The sequence below is a fragment of the Octadecabacter temperatus genome, from assembly GCF_001187845.1.
Classification (GTDB): Bacteria; Pseudomonadota; Alphaproteobacteria; order Rhodobacterales; family Rhodobacteraceae; genus Octadecabacter; species Octadecabacter temperatus.
Map to the genome: position 1 here is coordinate 2,575,613 of NZ_CP012160.1, position 23,278 is coordinate 2,598,890.

At 52.6% G+C, this 23,278-nt stretch carries 20 protein-coding genes; 10 read left to right on the top strand and 10 right to left on the bottom strand.

What is annotated here, in order from left to right:
- Positions 1–409: 409 nt before the first annotated feature.
- On the top strand, positions 410–1,372 hold the full coding sequence (locus tag OSB_RS12900) for a sugar-binding transcriptional regulator (RefSeq protein ID WP_049835378.1): 963 nt from the start codon (positions 410–412) through the stop codon (positions 1,370–1,372).
- A gap of 46 nt (positions 1,373–1,418) precedes the next feature.
- Here the strand turns inward: OSB_RS12900 and OSB_RS12905 are convergent, their stop codons facing one another.
- The 3 genes from OSB_RS12905 to OSB_RS12915 are packed head-to-tail and all read right to left on the bottom strand — an operon-like array spanning position 1,419 to position 5,251.
- A complete protein-coding gene (locus OSB_RS12905) occupies positions 1,419–2,525 on the bottom strand; it encodes an ABC transporter ATP-binding protein (protein WP_049835379.1) in 1,107 nt (368 codons plus the stop codon).
- A gap of 11 nt (positions 2,526–2,536) precedes the next feature.
- Positions 2,537–4,195 carry an ABC transporter permease gene (locus tag OSB_RS12910; protein WP_049835380.1) on the bottom strand — a complete coding sequence of 553 codons (1,659 nt, stop codon included), beginning with the start codon at positions 4,193–4,195 and terminating at the stop codon, positions 2,537–2,539.
- A gap of 30 nt (positions 4,196–4,225) precedes the next feature.
- Positions 4,226–5,251: an ABC transporter substrate-binding protein gene (locus tag OSB_RS12915; RefSeq protein ID WP_049835381.1), complete on the bottom strand. Its 1,026-nt coding sequence runs from the start codon at positions 5,249–5,251 to the stop codon at positions 4,226–4,228.
- Positions 5,252–5,567: 316 nt separating this feature from the next.
- Between OSB_RS12915 and OSB_RS12920 the strand changes: the two genes are divergently transcribed.
- Both OSB_RS12920 and OSB_RS12925 read left to right on the top strand, forming a co-directional pair.
- On the top strand, positions 5,568–6,233 hold the full coding sequence (locus OSB_RS12920; protein WP_049835382.1) for an HAD family hydrolase: 666 nt from the start codon (positions 5,568–5,570) through the stop codon (positions 6,231–6,233).
- 199 nt (positions 6,234–6,432) lie between these two features.
- On the top strand, positions 6,433–6,786 hold the full coding sequence (locus OSB_RS12925) for a sensor histidine kinase (RefSeq protein WP_049835383.1): 354 nt from the start codon (positions 6,433–6,435) through the stop codon (positions 6,784–6,786).
- Positions 6,787–7,137: 351 nt separating this feature from the next.
- Here the strand turns inward: OSB_RS12925 and OSB_RS12930 are convergent, their stop codons facing one another.
- The 5 genes from OSB_RS12930 to OSB_RS12950 all read right to left on the bottom strand — a co-directional run bounded on the left by OSB_RS12930 (position 7,138) and on the right by OSB_RS12950 (position 15,061).
- Positions 7,138–8,973: a glycosyltransferase family 2 protein gene (locus OSB_RS12930; protein ID WP_049835384.1), complete on the bottom strand. Its 1,836-nt coding sequence runs from the start codon at positions 8,971–8,973 to the stop codon at positions 7,138–7,140.
- On the bottom strand, positions 8,970–10,502 hold the full coding sequence (locus tag OSB_RS12935; RefSeq protein ID WP_049835385.1) for a hypothetical protein: 1,533 nt from the start codon (positions 10,500–10,502) through the stop codon (positions 8,970–8,972). Before OSB_RS12935 ends, OSB_RS12930 begins: the two co-directional genes overlap by 4 nt.
- A 109-nt stretch (positions 10,503–10,611) precedes the next feature.
- On the bottom strand, positions 10,612–11,832 hold the full coding sequence (locus tag OSB_RS12940) for an NAD-dependent epimerase/dehydratase family protein (protein WP_049835386.1): 1,221 nt from the start codon (positions 11,830–11,832) through the stop codon (positions 10,612–10,614).
- A gap of 162 nt (positions 11,833–11,994) precedes the next feature.
- Complete coding sequence (locus OSB_RS12945) at positions 11,995–14,523, bottom strand: hybrid sensor histidine kinase/response regulator (protein ID WP_049835387.1); 2,529 nt, start codon at positions 14,521–14,523, stop codon at positions 11,995–11,997.
- A gap of 43 nt (positions 14,524–14,566) precedes the next feature.
- The gene (locus tag OSB_RS12950) at positions 14,567–15,061 is read right to left on the bottom strand and encodes a putative pterin-binding protein (protein WP_049835388.1); all 495 of its coding nucleotides are present in this window, start codon (positions 15,059–15,061) and stop codon (positions 14,567–14,569) included.
- A gap of 155 nt (positions 15,062–15,216) precedes the next feature.
- Here OSB_RS12950 and OSB_RS12955 point away from each other — a divergent pair, with 155 nt between their 5' ends.
- The 7 genes from OSB_RS12955 to OSB_RS12985 all read left to right on the top strand — a co-directional run bounded on the left by OSB_RS12955 (position 15,217) and on the right by OSB_RS12985 (position 21,187).
- Positions 15,217–15,834 carry a response regulator gene (locus OSB_RS12955; RefSeq protein ID WP_049835389.1) on the top strand — a complete coding sequence of 206 codons (618 nt, stop codon included), beginning with the start codon at positions 15,217–15,219 and terminating at the stop codon, positions 15,832–15,834.
- A 357-nt stretch (positions 15,835–16,191) separates the two neighbouring features.
- A complete protein-coding gene (locus OSB_RS12960; RefSeq protein ID WP_049835390.1) occupies positions 16,192–17,010 on the top strand; it encodes a TIM barrel protein in 819 nt (272 codons plus the stop codon).
- An 80-nt stretch (positions 17,011–17,090) separates the two neighbouring features.
- Complete coding sequence (locus OSB_RS12965) at positions 17,091–18,029, top strand: substrate-binding domain-containing protein (protein ID WP_049836167.1); 939 nt, start codon at positions 17,091–17,093, stop codon at positions 18,027–18,029.
- Between the two features lie 91 nt (positions 18,030–18,120).
- Positions 18,121–19,194 (top strand): ABC transporter permease, encoded by a 1,074-nt coding sequence (locus OSB_RS12970; protein WP_049835391.1) that lies wholly within the window; start codon positions 18,121–18,123, stop codon positions 19,192–19,194.
- 14 nt (positions 19,195–19,208) lie between these two features.
- Positions 19,209–19,988, top strand: coding sequence for an ATP-binding cassette domain-containing protein (locus tag OSB_RS12975; RefSeq protein WP_049835392.1), 780 nt, complete (start codon positions 19,209–19,211; stop codon positions 19,986–19,988).
- Complete coding sequence (locus OSB_RS12980) at positions 19,985–20,185, top strand: hypothetical protein (protein WP_049835393.1); 201 nt, start codon at positions 19,985–19,987, stop codon at positions 20,183–20,185. The genes OSB_RS12975 and OSB_RS12980 overlap by 4 nt, the downstream gene beginning before the upstream one ends.
- Positions 20,186–20,191: 6 nt before the next feature.
- Positions 20,192–21,187 carry a LacI family DNA-binding transcriptional regulator gene (locus OSB_RS12985; RefSeq protein WP_049835394.1) on the top strand — a complete coding sequence of 332 codons (996 nt, stop codon included), beginning with the start codon at positions 20,192–20,194 and terminating at the stop codon, positions 21,185–21,187.
- Between the two features lie 29 nt (positions 21,188–21,216).
- Here OSB_RS12985 and OSB_RS12990 read toward each other — a convergent pair whose 3' ends face one another.
- A complete protein-coding gene (locus tag OSB_RS12990; RefSeq protein ID WP_049835395.1) occupies positions 21,217–22,371 on the bottom strand; it encodes a Gfo/Idh/MocA family protein in 1,155 nt (384 codons plus the stop codon).
- Positions 22,372–22,375: 4 nt separating this feature from the next.
- Positions 22,376–23,272, bottom strand: a complete 897-nt coding sequence (locus OSB_RS12995) for a TIM barrel protein (protein WP_049835396.1) — start codon at positions 23,270–23,272, stop codon at positions 22,376–22,378.
- Positions 23,273–23,278: the final 6 nt, after the last annotated feature.

The window sequence follows — 23,278 nt, forward strand, 5'->3', positions numbered from 1 at the left end:
GGCCCGAAGCGGTTCCGGTAATACGGGCGGAAAGCGGCCCTTCGCTGCGGGTGCAAAGTATAGGCTCAGCGTATGAGCAAGCAGACGTTCGGCAGCACGTGGCACTTTCAACCGCAGCGAATGGCGGCTTTGAGCCCAATTCGACCGTTTCTGAGAGTTGAACAGAGGTCTGCTTTCGTTGAGCTAACAGGACACAGGTCGCGCGACTTCCCATCTTGCTCAGGGGCCAATTGGACTGTCCCACCATTAGTCCGAATTCATAAAGGCAGGGTCAAAGGTACATCTTAACAAATTACTTGCAGGGGAAGGTAACTCATACATACTCTCGGAAGCTGGATAGCTCCCCTTGCTGCGATTGAGGAGCAACTCAAAGGCTGCTGCGACGGGCTAACAACTGGAAAGCAAATCTGTGTCGAAAACCACAAGGCCGACAAAGGAACGCAAACTGGAGCTGGCTGCACGGGCAGCTTGGCTTTATTATATTGCAGGCAACGACCAGAGCGAGATTGCGGACAAGCTTCAGATATCTCGCCATTCGGTGCAACGTCTCGTAGCGACAGCGGTCCGCGAGAAACTCATAAAATTTCGCGTTGAACATAACTCGGTCGATTGCATCGAACTTGCCGAGAGACTGCGCGAAAAGTTTTCTCTCACCTTCACCGACGTGGCGCCGCATTATCCCAGTCTCGCAGACACCGAGATCGCCATTGCCGGCTTAGCGGCCGCGAAGATCGAAGACCTTCTGACGCCGAAAAAACCGGTGACCATTTCCATTGGAACGGGACGCACACTGCGGGCCGCGGTCGATGAGGTAAGCAGCTTGGAACGCCCTGACCACAAGATTGTCTCCATGGTTGGGAACGTCACACGGGACGGGCGCGCCAGTGGCTTTGATGTAGCAATGCGTCTCGCCGATCGGATCGGAGCGCAATGTTATCCACTCCTCACTCCGGTGCTCGCCAACAGCCTCGAGGAGCGCGATCTTCTTCGTTCGCAACGGGCGTTTCAAATGGTCCATGATCTTGTTCGGGAATCGAAAGTGTCTTTCTTAGGTCTGGGAGAGGTTGAATCACAGGCACCCATATACAAGGATCGTTTTGTTAATCGCGACGAGCTCGATGAGTTGATCAGCACCGGCACGGTCGGAGAAATGATTGGCTGGTCCTTCGATGAGGAGGGCGCAATCTGTCCCAAGGGCACAAATGCTCGTGTCGCCAGCATTCCACTTGAAGTTCCGCCCAATCGCCTGACCATTGCCGTTGCCGGAGGTCGCGCCAAGCACGGGGCCATTGCAGCCGCATTGCGAGGCGGATTGATTAACGGCCTAATTACAGACGAAGATACCGCGCGGGTTTTGCTGCAGGCGAAATAGGCACATCCGCCTGCAACAAGGGAGCCTCAACTCAGTCCGGAAAAGTTTATTCCGGCGAGTTGGGGATAACGTGGGCCCGGCTTTCTTGGAACCGGATGCCGACTTTAGAGCCTTCGGTTGGCAGTTCTATGCCCCCGCTCGAATCCAATGTTGCCAATGCAGTTTGTCCACCGACTTCGATCAAGCATTCCGTGTGCGTTCCCAAAAATTCAGAGCCGCGAACGATGCCGTGAACGGAACTTTCGCTTTCCGGCACAATCTCCAAATGCTCTTGCCGGATCACAAGCAAAACATTGTCACTCTGTTCGCTGCCGGGAGCCCATGAGCCGATATTGAATGTGCCGCCGCTGAACTCAACGACGAGCCCATCTGACTTTCGCTCAAGCACGCGTGCTGGGAAGAAGTTCGCGCTGCCAACGAAGTCTGCGACAAATCTATTGTCCGGCCGTTGGTAGATATCTTGCGGCGTTCCGACTTGCATAACCTGCCCAGAGGACATGACTGCAATGCGATCCGACAAGCTCATCGCTTCACTTTGATCGTGGGTAACATAGATTACCGTGGGTCGCAGACGCTGGTGCACCCGTCTGATCTCAGCGCGGACCTGAACGCGCAGGCGCGCATCCAAGTTTGACAGCGGCTCATCGAACAAAAGAACTCTTGGATCGGACACCAATGCCCGCGCCAAAGCGACACGTTGCTGCTGGCCGCCGCTGAGCTGAGCTGGGGAGCGATCCGCAAGATGGCCTAGACCAACGAGAGAGAGCATCTCCTCGACACTCGCTTTTGTTTCAGCCTTAGGTCTTTTCCTAAGCGTTTGACTGTAGGCGACATTGTCGAAGACCGTTTTATGCGGGAAAAGGGCATAGCTTTGAAAGACAAGGCCGATGTTGCGCTTGTATGGCGGAAGTTCATTTACACGCTCCCCCCCAATCGAAATCTCACCGCGCGTTGGCTGCTCTAGGCCTGCGACCATCCTCAAGATGGTGGTCTTGCCGCATCCAGATGGGCCAAGTAGCGAAACGAATTCGCCCGGTGCTACATCCAAGGATATCTTGTTTACAGCCGTTACCATTCCACCATCTGGCGCTTGGAATTCCTTTTCCAAGTCTACGAGTCGAAGGTCGTTACCCTGTGTTGTTGAGGTTTCCATGCTCATAGCCCCTATGATGTTTTTTGCCGCTCAATGAAGCGGAACAAGATTATGTTTATTGCAACGACGATCACGACGAGGACCACTGCGAATGCTGACGCCACGCTAATTCTCCCCGTTTCGATCTCTGACAGCATTGCCGCCGTGACCAGTGTCCAATTTGCGGACACGACAAAAATCACCGCGCTGAGAGACGTTATGTTTCGAGTGAACATATAAATGATACTTGCGACGAAGCTGGTCCGGATCAAAGGTGCAGTGATGCGGGCAAAGGTTTGGAACCTGTTCGCACCAAGGGTCAGCGATGCCTCATCAATTGCTACATCAATTTGTCCAATGGCGGCGACAGACATTCGCAAACCGAAAGGCATCGTGCGCACAATAAACAAAAGTATGATGATAAGCGCCGTCCCCGAAATGATCAGCGGGGGCTTGTTGAAGGCAATGGCAAAGGCAATACCAATAACAACGCCGGGCACAGCCATTGGTATCATGCTTAGAAAGTCGATCATGCCCCGCCCTTTAACCGGCACACGTTGCACCATGTACCCGATCGCAAGACTAAGCACACCGCCAAAGACCGCAGCGATTGAAGCAAGGAAGAAGGTATCTTGCAGCGCCCTTAGGCCCAAGTTTCCCGCCCCGAAAACAGCTCGGAAATGGTCTAAGGTTGGCGTGTAATTAACACCCCAAAGCCGTGTCGATGCCCCGGCTAGGATGGTCAAATAAACGGCCGCAATGATGAGTGCGATGAAGGCGCAGAAAGCCCACGCCGACCAGACGATACCGCGTTCACCGATAGAGGTTGATGAGCCTGAAGGACGACCGGATACCATGGCGTAGGTTGTGCGTTGTTCCAGTCTTTTCTGCCAAATAAAGAGCACGACCGCAGGGAAAAGAACCGTAACCGACAGAGCGGCCCCACGAGCGAAGTCAAATTGGCCGACAATTGCGAGATAAATCTGTGATGACACGACCGTATAGTTACCGCCGATAAGCAGAGCGTTTCCAAGATCTGCCATGGAATAGATAAACAGCAGAAGGAAGGCGCTCGCGATTCCGGTGACCATAAGCGGCAATGTTACACTGAAGAGCGTCTTGAAGCGATTGGCCCCTAACGTCGATGCAGCCTCCTCTAGCGCAGGATTAAGGCCAAGCAGTACGCCACGTAAAAGCAAATAAGCGAATGGGAAAAACCCAAAGATCTGGGCCACAGCCATGCCTTTTAGCCCGTAGATTGCACCTGTGTTCAAACCCAATATTTCATGGGTTATAAGACCTTGGCGCCCGAAGAGCATAATCACCGCAAGCCCAAATGCAAAAGGCGGTGAGATTGTCGGAACCAGTGCGACGATGTGGAAAAATTTCTTTCCGGGTATATTAACTTTGGTGACGGCCAGAGCAAATATCAATGCAATAACTGTCCCAAAGGTAGCAACGATCGCCGCTAGGCGAAACGAATTTGCGATAACACGGCGATAGTATGCCGTTTCGAAGAGGGAGACGAACTCGCTCAGAGAGAAGCTACCGTTCACAAAGAACGCAGCAATCAAAACCTGAACCAAGGGATAGGCTATTAAAACGAGGAGCCACACCCATGCAAGTCCGAAGACTGCATAGGTGCTTTTCTCTTCGCGAGTGCCGCCTTGTTTTTGTTTACTTTTTTTCATGCGACCAACGCTTAAAGTCAGAGTTATAGTTTATTCAGCGATCAGGATTTCGTTCTGAAATCTTTCAATCAAACGAGTCTTGTTTGCACCCGCCCAATCGAAATCATAGTCGATAAGCACCATATCTTCTAAGGCAGAAGCCTCGGCGCGTGGCGACAATTCCGGATTGGTGAAGCTAAGCAGGTGGAAGTGTTCCTGCATGACCGACTGACCTTCAGCACTTAAGATATAGTCGATGAACATTTGTGCTTCGAGTTGGTCAGGCCCGTCTTTCAGCATCGCCGCTGGTTCAAGAGCAAAACCTGTACCCTCTGACGGTGTTGACAGTTCCAGATCGAAACCTTGTTGTTGGATCAGGTACGCGTCCTGAAGCATCAAGATGCCAACTAGAATTTCGCCTGATCCAGCCATACGGCCCGGTGCGCTACCGCTCTTTGTATACTGAGCGATATTTTCGCTGGCTTGATCCAGGTACTCAAACCCTTCTTCTTCGCCCATCAGCTGCGCGATTGTGCTGATGTATGCATACGCAGTTCCCGAGGTGGCCGGATTCGCAACAGCGACCAAGCCTTCCAATTCTGGTGCAAGAAGATCTTCCCATGATGTGGGAACCTCAATGCCTCTTTCAGCAAGCAGTCCACGGTTGCTGGCGAAGCCGAGATTTGAGGTGTAAAGGCCCGTCCAGTAACCGTCCGGATCCTTAAACTGGTCGGCGATGTTCTCTGCGGATGGTGAAATGTAAGGCTCTAACAGTCCTTCTTCCTGTGCCACCCGGTAGGAATCGCCGGGGCCGCCGAACCAAACACTGGCTTGCGGGCGCGCTTGCTCGGCGCGGATTCGGTTTAACGTCTCTCCAGTCGATGCCCGCACATACACGGTCTCGATACCGGTTTTAGCCTCAAAGGCTTGAGCGACATCACGCACAACATCTTCAAGTGTGCTGCCGTAAACAGTCAGTTGGCCGGTTGCTTCTTGTGCGGTCACTGCGGTGCCACTCACAGTAATGGCAAGGCACGCCATAGTGGATAGAACGTTGCGACGTAACATATTTCTCATGGGACTCTCCTCCGTTGATGACATTCAAGAATTCCGTTGATTGCTTTCAAGAAAAAAATCCTCCCGATTTTCCACTTGACGAATTTCTCAAAAGTGCACTTATATGCACATACTGCACATTTATGCGTAAGTTTTTTGGGCAGTCAAGAAATAAATGTTGATGTGGGACGCAAAGGCGCCCCGATGAACACACACCGAGGAGTTGGTCCGCGTCATGCGTTGCAGTCTGAAAGCAAGGATAAAAATAGGATTGTTATGACAGATGCACTCAATGCCTATGCGCGCTCCAACAAACACATAATTAGCTGAGGACACCATGACCGCACACGCAATTCTCTTTGATATGGACGGCCTCCTTCTGGATACAGAAAAGGTTTGCTTTGATAATTTTGTCGAGACTCGACGTCACTTTTCCCTTTCAGATAGTCCTGAAGTTTTTCTGAGGTGTGTTGGACTTCGGCGTCCGGAGTGTGATCGGGTCATCCTGGAAAGCTTGCCCGACCAAGTCGAATTCCAAGACTTCAACGAAGTGTGGCGTGAAAAAATTTCTGCGACGCTTCAGCGCGAGATCCCCCTAAAAGCGGGAGCCCTTCAGCTTTTTCAAGTCCTTTCTTCAAAAGGGTATTTGATGGGCGTCGCAACTTCTACCGAGACGGAAGTGGCACGATCTCATCTTGAAAAAACCGGCCTGCTTCCATTTCTGGCAGGGGTTGTCGGCGGAGACCTCGTTCAACAAGGGAAGCCGAATCCCGAAGTGTATCATAAAATTGCGGAACATTTGGGAGTGAGCGCGGCTGATTGCATTGCTTTCGAAGACAGTGAAACAGGCACGAGAGCAGCGGTCGCTTCAGGTGCCAAAACTATCCAGATACCTGATCTGATACCACCTTCGGCGGACATGTTAGAATTCGGTCATGTTATCGCGCCTAGCTTGTTAGAGGGCGCTTTGAAAGTAGACCTAATTCAAACATCGGACATTTGAAGGCTATAGGTAAAACGGTCACTTTGTCCCGCATACCGGTCGTTGGCGTGGCTCTATTTCTAGTTTTCCTCAAGCAACTGATTAGGCGCAACTCCTAACGGTGCAGCCAGACGTGCCAACACCACAATCGTCGGGTTTCCACCGCAAAAACTCTTGACCAACCTTATAAACACAGGTTTCGCGCCCTGTAGGCTACGGTGTGGTATCCAACGACCGTGACACAGCAGTTTATGGCCGCCCCGTTTCGCTTGAACGGCCAATTACTAACTTGATCGAAAACGCTCTGAAATACGGTCGACGCGCGACTGTATCACTGGAGGCAAACGCGCAATCCGCGACGATCATCATCGAAGATGAGGGCTCTGAAAGTTCTGCCGCTGAAATTGAAAAGCTCTTGGCCCCATTTCAGCGTGGAGAGAACACGGCAACGATAGATGGCCACGGGCTTGGCCTTACAATTGTAGCGACAATTGCAAAATTGCATGGAGGCCGGCTGACATTTGAAGACTCTGCAACGGGTGTGACTGCGCGATTGGCTATTCAGAGATCATGAGAAACGACACGATGTCTAGATATACAACACACCCCGAAGCCCAATGGAAGTTCTTGCGTTCTGCCGTCGTAACTGTCGAGGCCAACCGTAACGTGCCGAGCAATTTAACTGTATCGAATGTCCGGCAATTGACCTTTGATCTTTGAAATTACAGCTCAACCCAACAAAGTCGGCATAGCAGCAACCCATGGCACATCGTCGCTACAAAACAGATAAGGCCTTCGTAGAGGAAGCTGCGGTACAGTGATTAATCTAATGTTATGCGTCTGTTTTGGGGCCACTCGTACCTTTTCAAGCTGCAAGAATTCAGTGCTCATCAAAAACCTTACTTTTTTGCCTAAGTAACTTCCTTCAAGCGACGCGAATTGGCCTATCCGAAACGATATCGCGCCGAATAACGTGTTCTAAGTCTTCACCCTTTTCGTCCACCAATATGCTCAGCATGGACTCGAGGGTGAAGTAGGCGCGAAGCACGCGGAATATTAGGTATTCGGGCAGCGCGAGAATACCTTTGGGCACCCCATTCAAGAGCGACGCCAACACAGCCATGATCGCCGGTGCGCCGGTTGTGACGGCGACAATGGATTGCCAAATGATCGGACTGTCAGGGTTAAGTCGAAGACCCCATTCAAGCGCACCATAGAGGATCAGTGGAACCAACATTGCGCGGCGCGCGGAATTGATCAGCATATATGGCAGGATGATCTTACCGCGGAGCGTCTTGTTTGGCCCGTAAATCAAATCTCGGCATCTCGAAGAGATATGATAAATCGAGCGGAACCATCGCATACGTTGCTCACGCATATGGCTGTACGACGATGGAACCTCAGAAATATAGCGGATCCTCGGATCAACGACCGAGTGGAATCCAAGTTCGCCAATGCGCAAAGAAATGTCAGTGTCTTCGCCATTCATACCCTCAACAAATCCGCCAAGATAACGTGGATGATGGGTCCGATAGACAACGAACATTCCAGGGATGCCCACAACACCATTCACCGCACCCATAGCAACCGAGTAGAAACCATGTTTCACCAAAACCTCGAGAAGGCGCGCACGATCAAATAGCGCCCCACCAGGCGGCACGGGAACCCCACCGACAACCCCAACTTGCGGGTTGGCAAAGTAAGGCATCGCACGCGAAAAATTATCTTTGCCAACCAAGGTATCGGCATCTACCCGAACTAGAAATTCGGTCTCACAGGCGTCTAAGCCCGCGTTCAACGCGTTCGACTTTCCGGGCTTGGGGACATTGATCACCCTTCCCTTTGCGGCCTTGCATGCGTCGAGAGTCTCGCGTGCGATGTCTTCGGTATCATCCGTTGAATTGTTGTTCATGATTAGGATGTGGACGTCACCACCGTAATGCAGGGCTGCGGCGTCCATTGCATTAATGGTGTCTTTGATGATGTAGGACTCATTGTGCGCCGGTACGATCACGGAAACAGGTGGCCTAAAGTCCGGCGTTTTGGCGGTCCAAACGTCGTAGACCGCAAGCAGATAAAGTTGTCCGAACAACGTTGGCAGAAAGAGAAAAACACCCGGCCCGATCCCGCCAAGCAATGTCCACTGCCGCAAAACCTCAACGAGGTTAATATCCATTCCGCCCACCCAGATCGAGACGAACATTGCGATAAGCGTCGTAATCCCTATGCGCCAGAAAGCGCGACCCTGACTGACTGGAATATGCTCAATCCGAATGCGGGCTGGCATCAGCCCACGCTCAAGCAACTTGAACGAATAGATCGCGAAACCAAACAGCCCCGAAAGGATTGCGCTGAAATGTAACGACAAGGATTGGCCAATAACACTATGCGCGGCTGCATTGGCCAAATCAAAAACAGCACACCCAGCCAAAAACGTGAGAATCATATCGAGCCCGAACATAACGCGGCCGCGCGTCCCGCCGTTGCTAAACGCGGCGAAGGAAACAAAGAACGATATTAGGAATATCCGGATTGCGATCGCATGGCGCCCCTCATGAAGCGAAAACACATAGTCATGGTTAGGGAAAATCCGTGCCGCGCCCTCAAGGTTGACGAGCCAAAGCTGCAGCGTCGCAAGCGCCACAAAGACCAACAACATTTTCGGAGCCTGCCAATCGTTCACGGCACCCGCAAATCGTTTCGGTGCGCTATCTACAGAGATGAAGTTGATCTGTTCGCGCTTGTCATCTGTATCGCTCATCCCGCTAAATCCATTAGGTTGACGCCATTCGGAACCACTAAGACCCCCAGACTATGACGCGGTAATTCGGAGCCTTCTTGAATGAATTCTGCCCCCAGTTTTAGCGTTGCTGGATCGCGTGTAACCAACCAAACAGGTCCGACGTTTTGAAGGCTGGAGATAACATTTTCAGAGGACGTCAAAATAATGTTGGCTGACTCACTGTTCGGTCCAACAGCAACAGCATCTGGCAGCAAAGCCCCCAACATTTCACTCATCGCTTGGGCGTCAGATGCCGAGAAATCCGTTACCATCCCGACTTTCAACCGACCAAGATCCGCAAGTGTCGCGCGCACATCGCCGATAGGATCGATAAACGTCGTATCGCCATGGTGCAGTCTGGATGTCGGCAACAATTCAGCAAAAAGCTCAGGTCCGATATCGCACTCACCGGTTGAGAGGTGAGGAGACGCCACACTAACCTCGAGGACGTTTACGGTGGTTTGCATCTCTTCAGGTAGGGAAACCGAAGCCTCGAATTGAAGGTGATCAGGCGCAACGATTTCTTGATGCACAAGACGGTTGTTAAGCACGACCGTCACGGTCCAGCCTTGAGCATTCATTTGCCGCCCAAGTGCGAGATGAAGGTCAAAGGTTTCTGGAATTTTCATGGCCGGATCGTCCCGCACATCGTATCGTTCACGCCATGTCGTGCGGCGGTAAAAGTGGCGAATGCCTGCGTTTGTTCCACTTTGTGCGAGTGCCTTGGGCCATTCAGCCTCTCCAAGGTCACTGCCCAGCGCCGCAAAAAACGGGAGTGCATTGCGCATCTCGTCGGTTGTCAGAGCATCGTTGGAATGCCCATCAACCATCACCGATTGAATGCCATACCGTTCGAACTGAGCAGCAAGAATTAGACGTCTAATGCGTTCTTCGCGTTGCAACCAATCTGGCCATGCAACGCGTGTTAAATTACCCCACGCATGAACCCTGTCACGCGGTGTTTCTAATGTGCGGTCTAAGGTGAGAACCAAAAGGCTGGTCGTCTCGATCTCAACGACGGCTTCCAAACCTTCGTTCCTAGAACAGGAAGAACCGGGGCCCTCGCCTTGCAATGAGAAAGAGACGACCAACTGGTCCCTTACAAAATCCGTCGGTGAAAGCGGAATTTGTAAGGTACGCTCGACCACGCCTGGACGCAGCAACAATTCGCCTCTTTTGGCGCCATCAATGGAGATCCGAAGAACCCCTTCAACGCCGTCAAGAACCTGAAGTGTTGCATCAACTTGGAGGTGTCCAGATGTAGGTCGCGCATCCAATGGAAGATTGAATTGAACGCTTTGATAGGCCGGAAGCCCAGACAAAATGACCGGATGGTCTGGATTGGACCGATAGACCAATCCGATGTCCTCGCCACTCGTTTCAACGGCCCTACGATCTTCAAATACGAGGTTTTGATCCTGCGTAAGCGCGCCAAAATAGTGTTGCCCTCTATCCAAAAATCCAGTCGTCGATAGCAGGAGAGCTACGCCTGCAAGGAGAAATCCCATAAGCCCAATGCCTATCATTCGCATAATTTTCACCGATATGTTTTGAAGCTGAATCGACAAGATCGCAGCGCCCCACCTCCAAGCGGAATGCTGCGACCGAGCCAGTCGGTTAAGCTGCTCGTGAGTTGTCCGGATCAATCACACCGGGGCGTTGATTGTCAGTCCATGTGGACACGCACGGGATCATTTTCCGGATGCAACGTCCCGCATACTTTGCTGCGATTTGCTGCGTTTCATCCATAAGACCTTCAGCCAATGTAACGGGCTTTAGACCTAATGAGATGAACGTTTTGTTCGAGACACGCAGGTCGTTTTCTGCGGCTTCGTTGCGTGGATTGTCGACATTCGCAATCTTCGCACCAGACGTTTCAGCCACAAGATTGGCAAGCGCCCGCACCGTGTGCGTTTCCGTCATCTGGTTCAAAATTGCGACTTTTCCATCCCGTGCGGGTGGGTTTGCAACAGCCAATGCAAGACATTTTACCGTATCCTGAATGTGAATGAATGCGCGGGTCTGTCCGCCGGTGCCGTGTACCGTCAATGGGTGGCCAACGACAGCTTGCATCAAGAAGCGGTTAAGCACCGTTCCGTAGTCACCGTCATAATCAAAGCGATTGATGAGCCGCTCATCCAAACGCGTTTCATTCGTCTGCGTGCCCCAAACGATTCCTTGGTGCAGGTCAGTAATCCGCATGTGGTCGTTCTTTGCGTAGAATTGGAACAGCAACTGATCCATGGACTTGGTCATGTGGTACACGCTGCCTGGGTTGGTTGGGTACAGAATGTGACGCTGGAAAATCTTCTTGTTGTCACCTGGGATGTAGACCGGAAGATACCCCTCAGGAATCTCGATGCCATCGTCGTCGTATCCGTAGACCCCCATTGTGCCGAGGTGGACGAAGTGGGCGTCCAAGCCAAGCTCAACAGATGCAGCAAGAAGATTGTGGGTACCTGAAATGTTGTTGTCGACGGTGTAGCGTTTCTCGCAGACACCCTTCATCGAATACGGTGCGGCACGTTGTTCACCAAAATGGATGATCGTATCGGGCTTAACCGTCGCCATAAGGTCACGAAGACGGTCAAATTCACGGGCGACATCAATCTTCTCGAACTTGATCGTAAGGCCAGTCTTCTCTTTCCAAGCGAGAAGGCGATCTTCCATTGAGGAAAGTGGGGTTAGGCTGTCGGCACCCATCTTCGCATCGATTGCGCGACGTGACATGTTGTCAACGATCGTGATGTTGTGCCCTTGCCCTGACAAGTGCAGAGCTGTAGGCCATCCACAAAATCCGTCGCCGCCAACTACAATGATATTCTTTGAGTTTGTCATTTTCTATGTCCTTTCAAATCGACCCTCCAAGCGGGCCGCGTTGTTGATGAACAAAGAAATAATGATAGAACGCCCCGAGAACGCCGGACCGAGGGTGTAGGTTGCGAAACGTAAGAATAGATCGGCTACTCGTTCGGATAGTCCGCCCTTCGAACGGATATCTTAAAGTGGCGCTGACATCCGCTTGTCGAAATCTGCTTCTGCTTTACGGGCAAGGTTTTCAACTGATTCTAACTGCGCGCTGAGGTCAGGAATCGACCCTAGGCGCGCGTCGTGCTCAATCTCTTGCAACATTATCTCCAGCTTTTCGAAACCAAAAAGAGACGCAGCGCCCTTCATTTTGTGCGCAACCTCTGCAAGCGTTAAGGGCTCAGCGTCGAACGCGCCATCTCGGGCTTGCGCGTCAAACTCTTTCAGCTCATCGAAAAACTGTTTCCCAACAGCGCTCGCTTTCTCGGCGCCAAGTGTATTGCGCATTTCACCCAATGCATCTGGGTGCGTCGAAGAGCCTAGCAACACATTATCGGTCGAAGATAACTCAGCGATGATAGTACGCAGAGCATCAAGGCGAATGGGTTTTGTATGGAAACGGTTCATCCCAGCTTGTTCCGCCTCTTCACGGTACTCTTCCCGGCCATGTGCCGTTAGCCCCACGATCCGCGTCGCCGCGTTGGGGCCGTTATCATGACGAAGTCTACGCGTAGCTTCGATTCCATTCATGATCGGCATGCTGATATCCATTATAATGGCGTCGAATTCTTCCAGTGCTGCTTTCTCAATGCAATCAGCACCATTGATAGCTTGGGTCACGTGGTGCCCCATCCCCTCAAGCATATCGCTAAGCACTTTGCGGTTAATGCTGTTGTCTTCGACCACCAACACCTTGCAGGAACTTGTGAAAGACACGACAGGTTCTTGCTCGGCGGGGCCGCTATTCGGTACCTCTTCTCTCCGTTGCAAAGGAACCGTTAAGGTAAATGTTGAGCCAATTCCGACTTCACTATTCAAGCTGATATCACCGTCCATTCGACGCGCAATTTTGCGCGAAATTGCGAGCCCAAGGCCATCGCCGCGTGATTGCCGTCCTTCGCTAGGGGCAAGTGCTACAAAGTCGTCGAACACCTGCTCTTGGTGTTCCGGCGCAATTCCCGGTCCAGTGTCAGAAACCTTGAACTTTACAGACGAATGCTCTGGTCCGTGAATACCACCCACCTGAACGGTGATCTCTCCACTGCCTGAAAACTTAATCGCGTTGCCGATCAAGTTCGTCAATATCTGACGGATGCGATTACTGTCCCCATAGAAATCGATACAAATGAGATCGTCCAACTCAACGTTTAGGTCTAGATTCTTTTCACGCGCCAACGGTTCTAAGACATCCACTAAACCGTTGACCATTTCCGGCAGGTCAAACTGTTGTGGCGCAAGTTTCAGATTACCCGTTTCAATCCGTGTAATGTCCAGCGCCTCGTTTGTGTGTTCCAACAGTATCTCACTCGATGCGAGGGCGATGTCGGCATAACGCTCTTGGGCAGGTGATAGTTTGGTCGTCTTAAGTAAATCCAACACGCCCATGATGCCATTCAACGGTGTGCGCATTTCGTGGCTCATTAAGGTTAGGAACTGCGACTTGGCTTTGTCAGTCTTTTCCGCACGATCTCGTGCGTCGACCAATTCTTGTTCGGCGATTTTCCTTTCGCTGATATCGCGAATGTAAGCGATAAATTTAGTGCCGTCCTCATCTTCGGTAGCTGTGATATTTAGCTCGACAGGAAATTCTTCGCCGCTTTTGCGCAACGCCGACAGCTCGACCCGACCCGCATCCACCACCCGTGGTTTGCCCGTTTCAAGATAACGCCGCATGCCATTGTGGTGGGCATCGCGCATATGGTGAGGGATGAAGGTTTCCTCCATCGTTTTGCCGATCATCTCACTTCGGCTCCAACCAAAAACTTTCTCAGCCGACAGGTTGAAATCAATGATTTCCCCTTCGCTATTCGCCGTAACAATCCCGTCAAGCGACGCTGTGACTGTAGAGCTAAGCAGCTTTGCCGATGATTGCAGCGCCGCGTCATTCACGGCCGCTTGACGGAACATGCGGTCCAGCAACATCAAAAGCGCGCCCATCAATACAAGCAATACAATTGCGATGCTTCCTGTGCGTTTCAGCTGTTCGGCAAACAAGGCGCGGCGTTGTTGGGATTTCTCAGCTGAAAGGCTTAGGCCCAGCAACGCAATTTTACGAACATTTGGACGCAGATCCGTAACGCTAACCAGCAGCTCAGAAATATGATCGTTGGTGAGCGGGGTCGAACTGTCCGAAATGGATATCGCCTGTGCCTCAAATTGACCGAGTGCACGGATCAAAGAGCTCAGCTCGGCGTTTTCACCGATAAGCAGTGCGGCGCGACCCGAGTTTACAATGTCGAGGCGGCTTAGCGTAATATCTATCCGCAACTTCAGCTCTTCATCTGAAAACCGTCCCGTTGCTAACTGATCGGAAAGATCTGCGTTTAGATTGGCGAATTCAGTATCTAGCTGAGAAATGCTCCATTGCGTGCTGTCACCCTGAGCGGTCGAAAGGTCTCGTAGTTGCGACAAAAGGTTGGTCACCATTAAGACCAACAACAAGGACAGCAGACCTAGGCCTGCCAGTATCACGAGTCTGTACTTTTCTGAATTCAATTTCACTTCAACCCCCTACGCTGAAGCCACCCTAGGGTGCGATCCTTTATCAATCTATGACGTTTAATCGGTTCAGTTGCCAAATGCTGCGCGCAAAGGTGACTTCGGTGCTGTACTTTGGATCGCTGTCATAGGGAAAAACCACCCAGAACGGTCCTTTGTCGCGCACGGACATGATGCTTCCGTCCATTCTCGTGGCGATGATGGGCGCGCTATCTTCTAAGTCAGAGATCGGCATGGTCACTGAATAATCGTTAAGTGCGACCATCTCGATTGTTGTGCCGCTTGCATCAATGTTTTCCAGCAACGCCCTTAGCGAAACACCTGAGAACTGGGTTTCGCCGTCAGTCCAAATTGTTGTTGTTGTGAACTCGACTTGCTCAAACGCGTCCAGCTCTTCGAGGCTAAACTCGATAATGTCCGAAGACGTCTCACTTGGCGTAACCTGAAGCGCCAGTACATCTTGAGAAGCCGCCGATGACGCAAAAAACGTAGTGAAAACAAGAAAGAGGATCGATTTCCGTGAGTGGATTAGTGCGGCCATTTTCCGTTTCCTTTGATCAGATCAACTGAAAATAAAAGAAATTCGAAAAAATAGTTTAGGGCATCGGCATAGCGATCTATACTTTGGTATAGGTTTGCCACGTTTAGATCATATTTGTTGTGCAAGTTTAGGTAGAAATAAAGGACGATAGACCTATGCCTAATATTCTTTTGGCCGACGATCATGATCTCGTTCGCGATACAATCGCGGCATATCTAAGAACCGTCGAAGAATTCAATGTTCTGACGGCACCAGACTTGGGCGGCGCTTTGGAGCTGATGGCGGGGATCGATTCTATCGACCTGTTGATACTGGATTACAATATGCCTGGAATGAACGGGCTAGATGGACTCGTTCAAGCACGCGAGGCCCACCCAGTCGCGAAGGTCGCCATCATGTCAGGTGTCGCCAATCGTGACGTGGCGAACGCCGCCATGGACCGTGGGGCCCATGGTTTCATTCCAAAGTCACTGACAGCAGACACTTTGGTTAACGCCATTAAATTCATTCTGGCGGGCGAGCGTTATATCCCTTTCGACTTCGGATCGAACGACCCCAGAGAGAAGACAAGTGGTGAGTTTGCGAATTTGTCGGCGCGTGAAATGCAGACCTTGGAAAAATTGTGTCTTGGACTGTCGAACAAAGAAATTGCACGGGATCTCGACATCCAAGAAGTCACAGTAAAGCTGCATGTCAAAAACCTGTTGTCAAAACTTGGCGTTTCAAACCGAACTCAAGCTGCTCTATTCGCGAAAGAGCGTCACCTGTTTTAGCAAGACGTAATTTCTTTTGGTCAAATTTAACTACGAAGCCGTATTAGGTTAGCGACCCATACAGGGCCCATTTTGACCGCACAAATATCCGCAGCGAATGTTCGCCTTCCGCTTCGGCGAAGAGTTGGACTGTTTGTTTTCATTACCCAACTCGCAGGCATAATCGAAACATCCGATGCCTATTTCGCGATAGAGCCGCTACCTATGAAATGCAGCTCTGCACATTGAACGCGAAGCATATGGCGCTCCTTTGGTGCTTGAGCAAACCAAAAATTCATGCTTTGCCCAAAAATGCAACCGGTTGCAAAAATCTCCATCCAGATTAGACTGACCAGCGAATCAAAGGGCTACCTCCGAATGTTTGCTATCGGTCTGAACCATAAAACTATGCCTCGCGCCTCGACCATTTCGGTCTTGGACGCAGCGTGTGATATGGGTTGTGTTGGCGTTGAGCTGCGCAATGATTTGACAGGGACCCTTTTCGATGGGCAACCGCCTACTGCCATCCGTGATGCCGCCACAAGCAAAGGCCTGCGCATTTTGGCATTGGCTGAGGTTTACGGTTTCAACGACAACACCAAAGCGACCCGCGCGCAAGTTCAGAGCCTAATCTATCAGGCTATAGGCTGCGGAGCCGAGGCGATTGCCTTAATCCCCCGCATCAATGACACCCCGGTCCAGCGCGATGTTCAACGGGGTCTACTGAACGCTTCACTCGTAGCCCTGCAGCCGATGTTCGAACGATCAGGTATCACAGGGCTGATCGAACCGCTTGGCTTTGCCAACAGCAGTTTGAGGTTCAAATCCGATGTCCGCGCCGTGTTGAACGACATGCAAAACCCTGCTTGTTTTGCTCTAATCCACGACACATTTCACCATGCGCTCGCGGGTGAGACAGAGGTTTTCGCCAAAGACACGAAGATCGTCCATATATCGGGCGTGACCAACCCGACTGTGGCATTCACCGAAATGACAGACGCGCACCGCGGACTTGTCGATGATCATGACCGCCTCGGAAATATCGAACAGATCGCCAGCCTAAGGGCGCAGGGATACGACGGCCCGTTCTCTTTTGAAGCCTTCTCAGACGAGGTTCATGCGTTGAAAAATCCAATCTCGCATATCGCCGTCTCAACGAAATTCATAACTTCTCAAATCGCCGAAAGGGAGGCCTGAGGAGGAATGAAGTAAAAGCCCTTTAAACAGGGCCCCGGAAAATGAACCGTGTGCCGGGCACGATTTTGGGAGGAAACCAAATGAACAAACTATTCTTGGCCGCAGGCCTGACAGCGCTGATGGGAACATCTGCAATGGCGCAGCAGATCGGTGTATCCGTTGCACGTTTCGACGACAACGGTCTGACCGTGATGCGCAACGGCATGACAGCGTTCGACGAAGCAAACGACGATGTGTCTTTACAGATCGAAGATGCGACTGACGACGTTGCTAAGCAGCTCGACCAGATCAACAACTTCATCGCGTCTGGCGTTGATGCAATCATTGTGAACGCAGTTGACACCAACGCAACCGAAGCGATGTCCAACGCGGCAGCAGCTGCTGGCGTTCCACTGGTTTACGTGAACCGTCAGCCAGTCAACATGGACACACTGCCAGAAGGTCAGGCGTTCGTTGCATCCAACGAGATTGAATCCGGTACATTGGCTGCGTTCCAGATGTGTCGTCAGCTGCGTGCTGAAGGCAAATCCGGTGGTGCGACTGCGTACATGTTGATGGGTCAGCTTTCTAACCAAGCGGCTGTTCAGCGCTCCAAGGATTTCCATGACGTTATCGGCATGGACATGTGTAACTTCATCACGCTGATCGACGAGCAGACAGCGAATTGGTCACGCGATGAAGCGAACGATCTGATGACAAACTGGATTTCCTCCGGTGAGCCATTCGACGCTGTTTTCGGCAACAACGATGAAATGGCACTAGGCGCGATCCAGGCGATGAAAGCTGCAGGCATTTCCATGGACGACGTTGTCGTTGGCGGTGTTGACGCGACTTCCGATGCTCTGCTTTCCATGCAGGCTGGCGAAATGGACGTCACAGTGTTCCAAGACCTTGCAGGTCAGGGCGCTGGCTCTATCGAAACAGCGATCGCGTTGATCAACGGCGACGAAGTCGACCAAACGGTCTTCATCCCGTTCAAGCTGGTCACACCAGACAACATCGGCGACTTCATCGAGTAATCTGCTTTGACAGACTTAAAGACGTGCGGGGCGGCACAAGCGGCCCCGCACTTTCAATAATCTCGCCCCGACTATTTAGGAGAACGGAACGATGTCCGACGCAAGCGAAGGCACTGGTGGCCTGACGTACGACAAATCGAAACGGCATTGGCCAAATGAGCTGAACGTCTTCGCAGCCCTTGTGTTGATTGTGATCATCTTCGAGATCCTCGGCGCGATCTTCATGCAGCAAAGTTTGCTTTTTGATACGCGCGACCGTTTTGACAGCATCTTTAACGAAGCGCGGTTGCGGATCATCATCATTCAGGTCGCCATCATCGGCATTATCGCCCTAGGGGTGACCCAAGTTATCATCACAGCTGGGATCGATCTGTCGTCAGGGTCTGTCGTCGGCGCGACGGCAATGATCGCGATGAGCTTTGCTCAAGTCGCCGAAGTTAACGGCGGTCCGAACCCAAAGGCGATTTTTGGCGAATGGGCATTGGATCTTCCGGTCGTTATTCCAATCCTTGTTGGCCTTTCAGTCGGGATGATCGCTGGCATCATCAATGGGCTATTGGTTGCCTATTCGCGCATCCCGCCCTTCATCGCGACACTCGGCATGATGCTGTTCGCGCGCGGCGTGGCGCAATGGTGGTCTCTGGGCAACCCAGTATCCTTTCCAACAGAAAGCTATGCAAAAATCGGCGCGGGTATGATGCCGGTTATCATCTTCTTGTCGCTGGCCGTACTGTTCCACTTCATCATGAATTATACCGTCTACGGCAAACACACCTATGCGATTGGCTCAAATGAGGCCGCTGCACGGATGTCGGGCATTAACGTGCCCCGTCACCTCGTGCTGGTCTATTTGATCGCGGGCGGTCTGGCTGGCCTCGCAGCTGTAATCCTGACCTCCAAGAACCTGACAGCGCAGTCAGGAATGGGCCTGTCCTATGAATTAGAAGCGATTGCGATGGCCGTTATCGGCGGCGTATCGCTGTTTGGCGGGCGCGGATCAATCATCGGTACGGTGATCGGGGCGCTCATCATCGGCGTCATCACCTCTGGCTTCACGTTCCTGCGTCTTGGCGCTTACTATCAGGAAATGGTGCTTGGCATCATCATCGTCGGCGCAGTCGCGCTTGATCAATGGCAACAAAAACGCGCCGCGGCGCGGGCATAAGGGAGGGCATAGCAATGTCAGATATCATTCTGGAAACCAAAGGCCTGACCAAGCACTACGGTGGGGTCCATGCCTTAGAGGAGGCAGACTTCACTCTGGAGCGCGGCGAACACGTCGCGATCATGGGGGACAACGGGGCAGGTAAATCCACCTTCGTTCGCCAGATCACGGGGGTCGAACAACGCACGCGTGGTACCGTCACCTTTGATGGCGACGAAGTCCACTTTGCAGGGCCACTGGATGCGCGCGAAGCTGGCATCGAAACGGTGTTCCAAACGCTGGCGCTGGCCGATGACCTCAACGTGCCTGACAACTTGTTCCTTGGACGTGAAAAAACCAAGTTCAACTGGCTCGGTCCATTTCGAATGCTCGACTACAAAGGCATGCGTGGTGACACGATGGCAGGGCTGGAAAAGACGGGCGTCAAAATCCCGAACATCAAGAACAGCATCGCCAATATGTCCGGTGGCCAGCGCCAATGTGTGGCCATCGCTCGCACAGCGACGTTTGCCTCTAAACTGACGATCATGGACGAACCAACAGCCGCCCTTGGTGTGCAAGAAACAGCACAGGTCGAAAACATTATCAGAACCCTAAAAGAACAGGGAGAAAGCCTGATCCTTGTGTCGCACAACATGCGGCAAGTGTTCGATCTCGTTGATCGGATCATTGTCTTCCGCCGCGGGCGCATTTGTGCGAACCTCGACATCAAGAATAGTGATTACACAGGCGAGGACGTCGTGAGCTACATTACAGGTGCCAAAACGGGTGCGGAATACGAAGGGGTCGCATGAGGAAACTCATCGACCTTTACCACCCGTTCTTTGCGCCCGTTTGGATCCGCATAGTTGTCGTCGTGGTGCTGGTCGCATGGGGTCTGTTTGAACTCAGCACAGGGGCCGTCCTCTGGGCGATAATTTTCATCGGGATAGGCGCTATATGTGCGTGGCGGTTCGCCACGATTGACTACAATGCCTTTTCCGATGATTAGGACGTCATGGCTGTCACCTTAAAAGACGTAGCAGAAATGGCGGGCGTGTCCCGTTCTGCGGTTTCACGCACCTTTACCGAGGGCGCGTCAGTCTCCGCCAAGACGCGTGCAAAAGTAATGAAGGCGGCGAAAGAATTGGGATACAGCCCCAATGCTCTCGCCTCGTCTCTGACCACAGGCCGCACTAAGATGATCGGCCTTGTGTCCAACAATTTTCACAATCCGATCTTCCTAGAGGTCTTTGACCTATTCACTCGCGGCCTGCACGAACGCGACCTGAGGCCCCTACTGGTGAACCTGACAGATGAAACCGACCCGGAGGCCTCCGTAAGGATGTTACGCCAGTATTCGGTGGACGGTGTCATCGTCGCTTCCTCCACCCTTCCCCATGATTTCGCCCGTGCGTTTCGCGATGCAGGCGTTCCGGTTGTGCATTCCTTTGGTCGCCAGACGGCGACCCCAGCGGTCGATGTTTTGGGAATCGACAACATCGCGGCGGGCAAACTGGCCGCGCTAACCTTAATTGAACGTGGTTACACCGAGGTTGGTTTTTTGGGCGGCCCTGTCGATGCGACATCGACCATCGACCGCCAAACCGGATTTCTAGCCGAAGTGGCAAAGCACCCAAAGGTCACCGCGACGACAAGTTTCGCAAACGCCTATTCCTTCGAGGCTGGCCGCGCCGAGATGGCCCGCCTGTTGGCGTCAAAACCCGCGCAAGCATATTTCTGCGGTGATGATGTGCTGTCCATCGGGGCCATGTCGGCACTGCAATCAGCGGGCCTGAATGTGCCCGATGACATCGGCATTATCGGGTTGAATGATATGGAAATGGCGGGTTGGGAAAACATTAACCTGACGACGATCCATAACCCCGTAACCGAGATTATCGCCGCCTCAATCGCGCGCGTCGTGCAACTGGTTGCCGACCCGACACTGCAGCCGCAAGCGCGGTTGTTTAATGGATCGGTTATTGAACGCGGAACACTACAGTTAGCCTAGGCGCCCGAACTCATCGGGCGCCCGTTTTGTTACCGAAACATCGGAGGGCGCGCATCAAGCCACGCACCGTCTTGCTTGCCGGATTCAGCGACAGCCACAACGGCCGACATCGAGCGTAACCCATCCTCAGCGCGTGGGAATAGGTTCGCCGCAGCGTCCATCTTGCGGCTTTCTTTGCGGGCACCGATAGCCTCGGCCAAGTCAGTGTAGATGTTGGCAAAGGCCAGCGGCATGCCCTCGGCATGGCCGATGGTCACCCGCGTCGTTCGATCCGCCTCTGGTGAGAGGTTTGCCTCACCACGTTCAATGATCTGCATGCGCTCGTTTAATGGCATGTAGTAGAGCTGGTTGGGGTGCTCTTGGCTCCAACGCAGGCCACCGGTTTCGCCGAACACCTGGATGCCCAGCCCGTGCTGCCGACCGATTGCGATGGAGGACGTCCAAAGGCGGCCAACCGCTCCACCATCCATACGGAAATTGACCATGGCGTCGTCTTCAAGGGTGCGCACATCAATGCAGGACACACAATCGGCAGAGAGTTTAGTGACTTCCTGACCTGTCACAAAGCTGGCCATATGCAGCGCGTGGATGCCGCAATCGGCAAACTGAGCCGATACACCCGCCTGTGCAGGATCATAGCGCCACCGCACGCGAGGGTTGTCTGCATCTGTTGCGTCCGCGTGATGCCCGTGGGCAAATTCTGCGTTCACAAGGCGGACTTTCCCGATATCCCCACGCGCAATCATCGCCTTCATATGCCGGACCAATGAATAGCCTGAGTAGCCATAATTCACCGCACAGATATTGCCCGTCTTGCTAGCGATCTCGACAATCTCCTGCCCTTCATCGACCGTCATCGTCATTGGCTTTTCACACAGCACGTGAAATCCGGCCTCTAGATAGGCCTTGGTGATTTCAAAGTGGGTGGAATTTGGCGTAGCGACCGTAACCAGATCAACGCGATCCTCGCGCTTTTTCTCGCCTTCCAGCATGTCCTGCCACGACCCATAGGCGCGATCCCCAAGGCCGAGCCGTTGCCCATAATCAATGCCTTCATCAGGTCTGTGATCCAACGCACCCGCGCTGAACTCAAACAAACCATCAAGTCCAGCACCGAGGCGGTGCGCTGGCCCGATCTGGCTGCCTTCGCCGCCGCCAATCATTCCCCATTTCAACTTCGCCATGGCTTTATGCTCCTTCAAAACCAATGGATTTCAGATACGCACGGTTCAGCTTCGCGTCATCGATGGGCGAGGTATCGCCCTCTGGATCGCAATCCTGCTCTACCGTACACCAACCAGAGAACCCGTTCTCCATCAAAACCTGCCGCACGGCCGGGAAGTCAACATCCCCGTCGCCAAGGTTGCAGAATATCCCCTGACCGCACGCGTCATAGAAGTCGGTGCGATTTTTTACGACTTGCGCTTTCACCTTCGGATCAATGTCCTTGAAATGCATGTAACTGATCCGATCGATATTGCGGCGCATAAAAGCCACTGGATCAAAGCCTGCGTAAGAATGGTGACCTGTGTCGAAACAGATCTTGAGGATCGCTTCGTCGACTTCCGCCAGCAGGCGATCCAGCTCGGGTTCAAAATCCATGAATCCGCCTGCATGGGCGTGAATACCTACGGTCAGGCCGTATTCCTCGGTGCCCATCTTGGCGACGGTCGCGATTTTGTCGCGGTACGCTGTCCATTCAGCCTTATCCATCTGCTCGGCCTCACCCACGCGGCCCGCGGTAGGCGCGCGACGCGGCGAAATGCTGTCGATAAGCACAAGGTGTTCCGCCCCATGCGCTTTCAGCGCCTTACAGGTGCGCACTGCGCCATCCATCACATCATCCCAAGCGTCAGGGTCATGGAACGGGCGGAAGACAACGCCCCCCACCAAAGTCTGCCCGAATTCTTCCAGCGCATCAGACAGCGCAGTTGGGTCCTCGGGCATGTACCCGACAGGCCCAAGTTCGATCCCCGTGTATCCCGCATCCGCGTTTTCTTGTAAAACTTTGCGCCAGTTCGGGTTCCGCGGATCATCCGCGAATTCGACACCCCAAGAACAAGGTGCGTTGCCAATCTTGATCATGTTCAA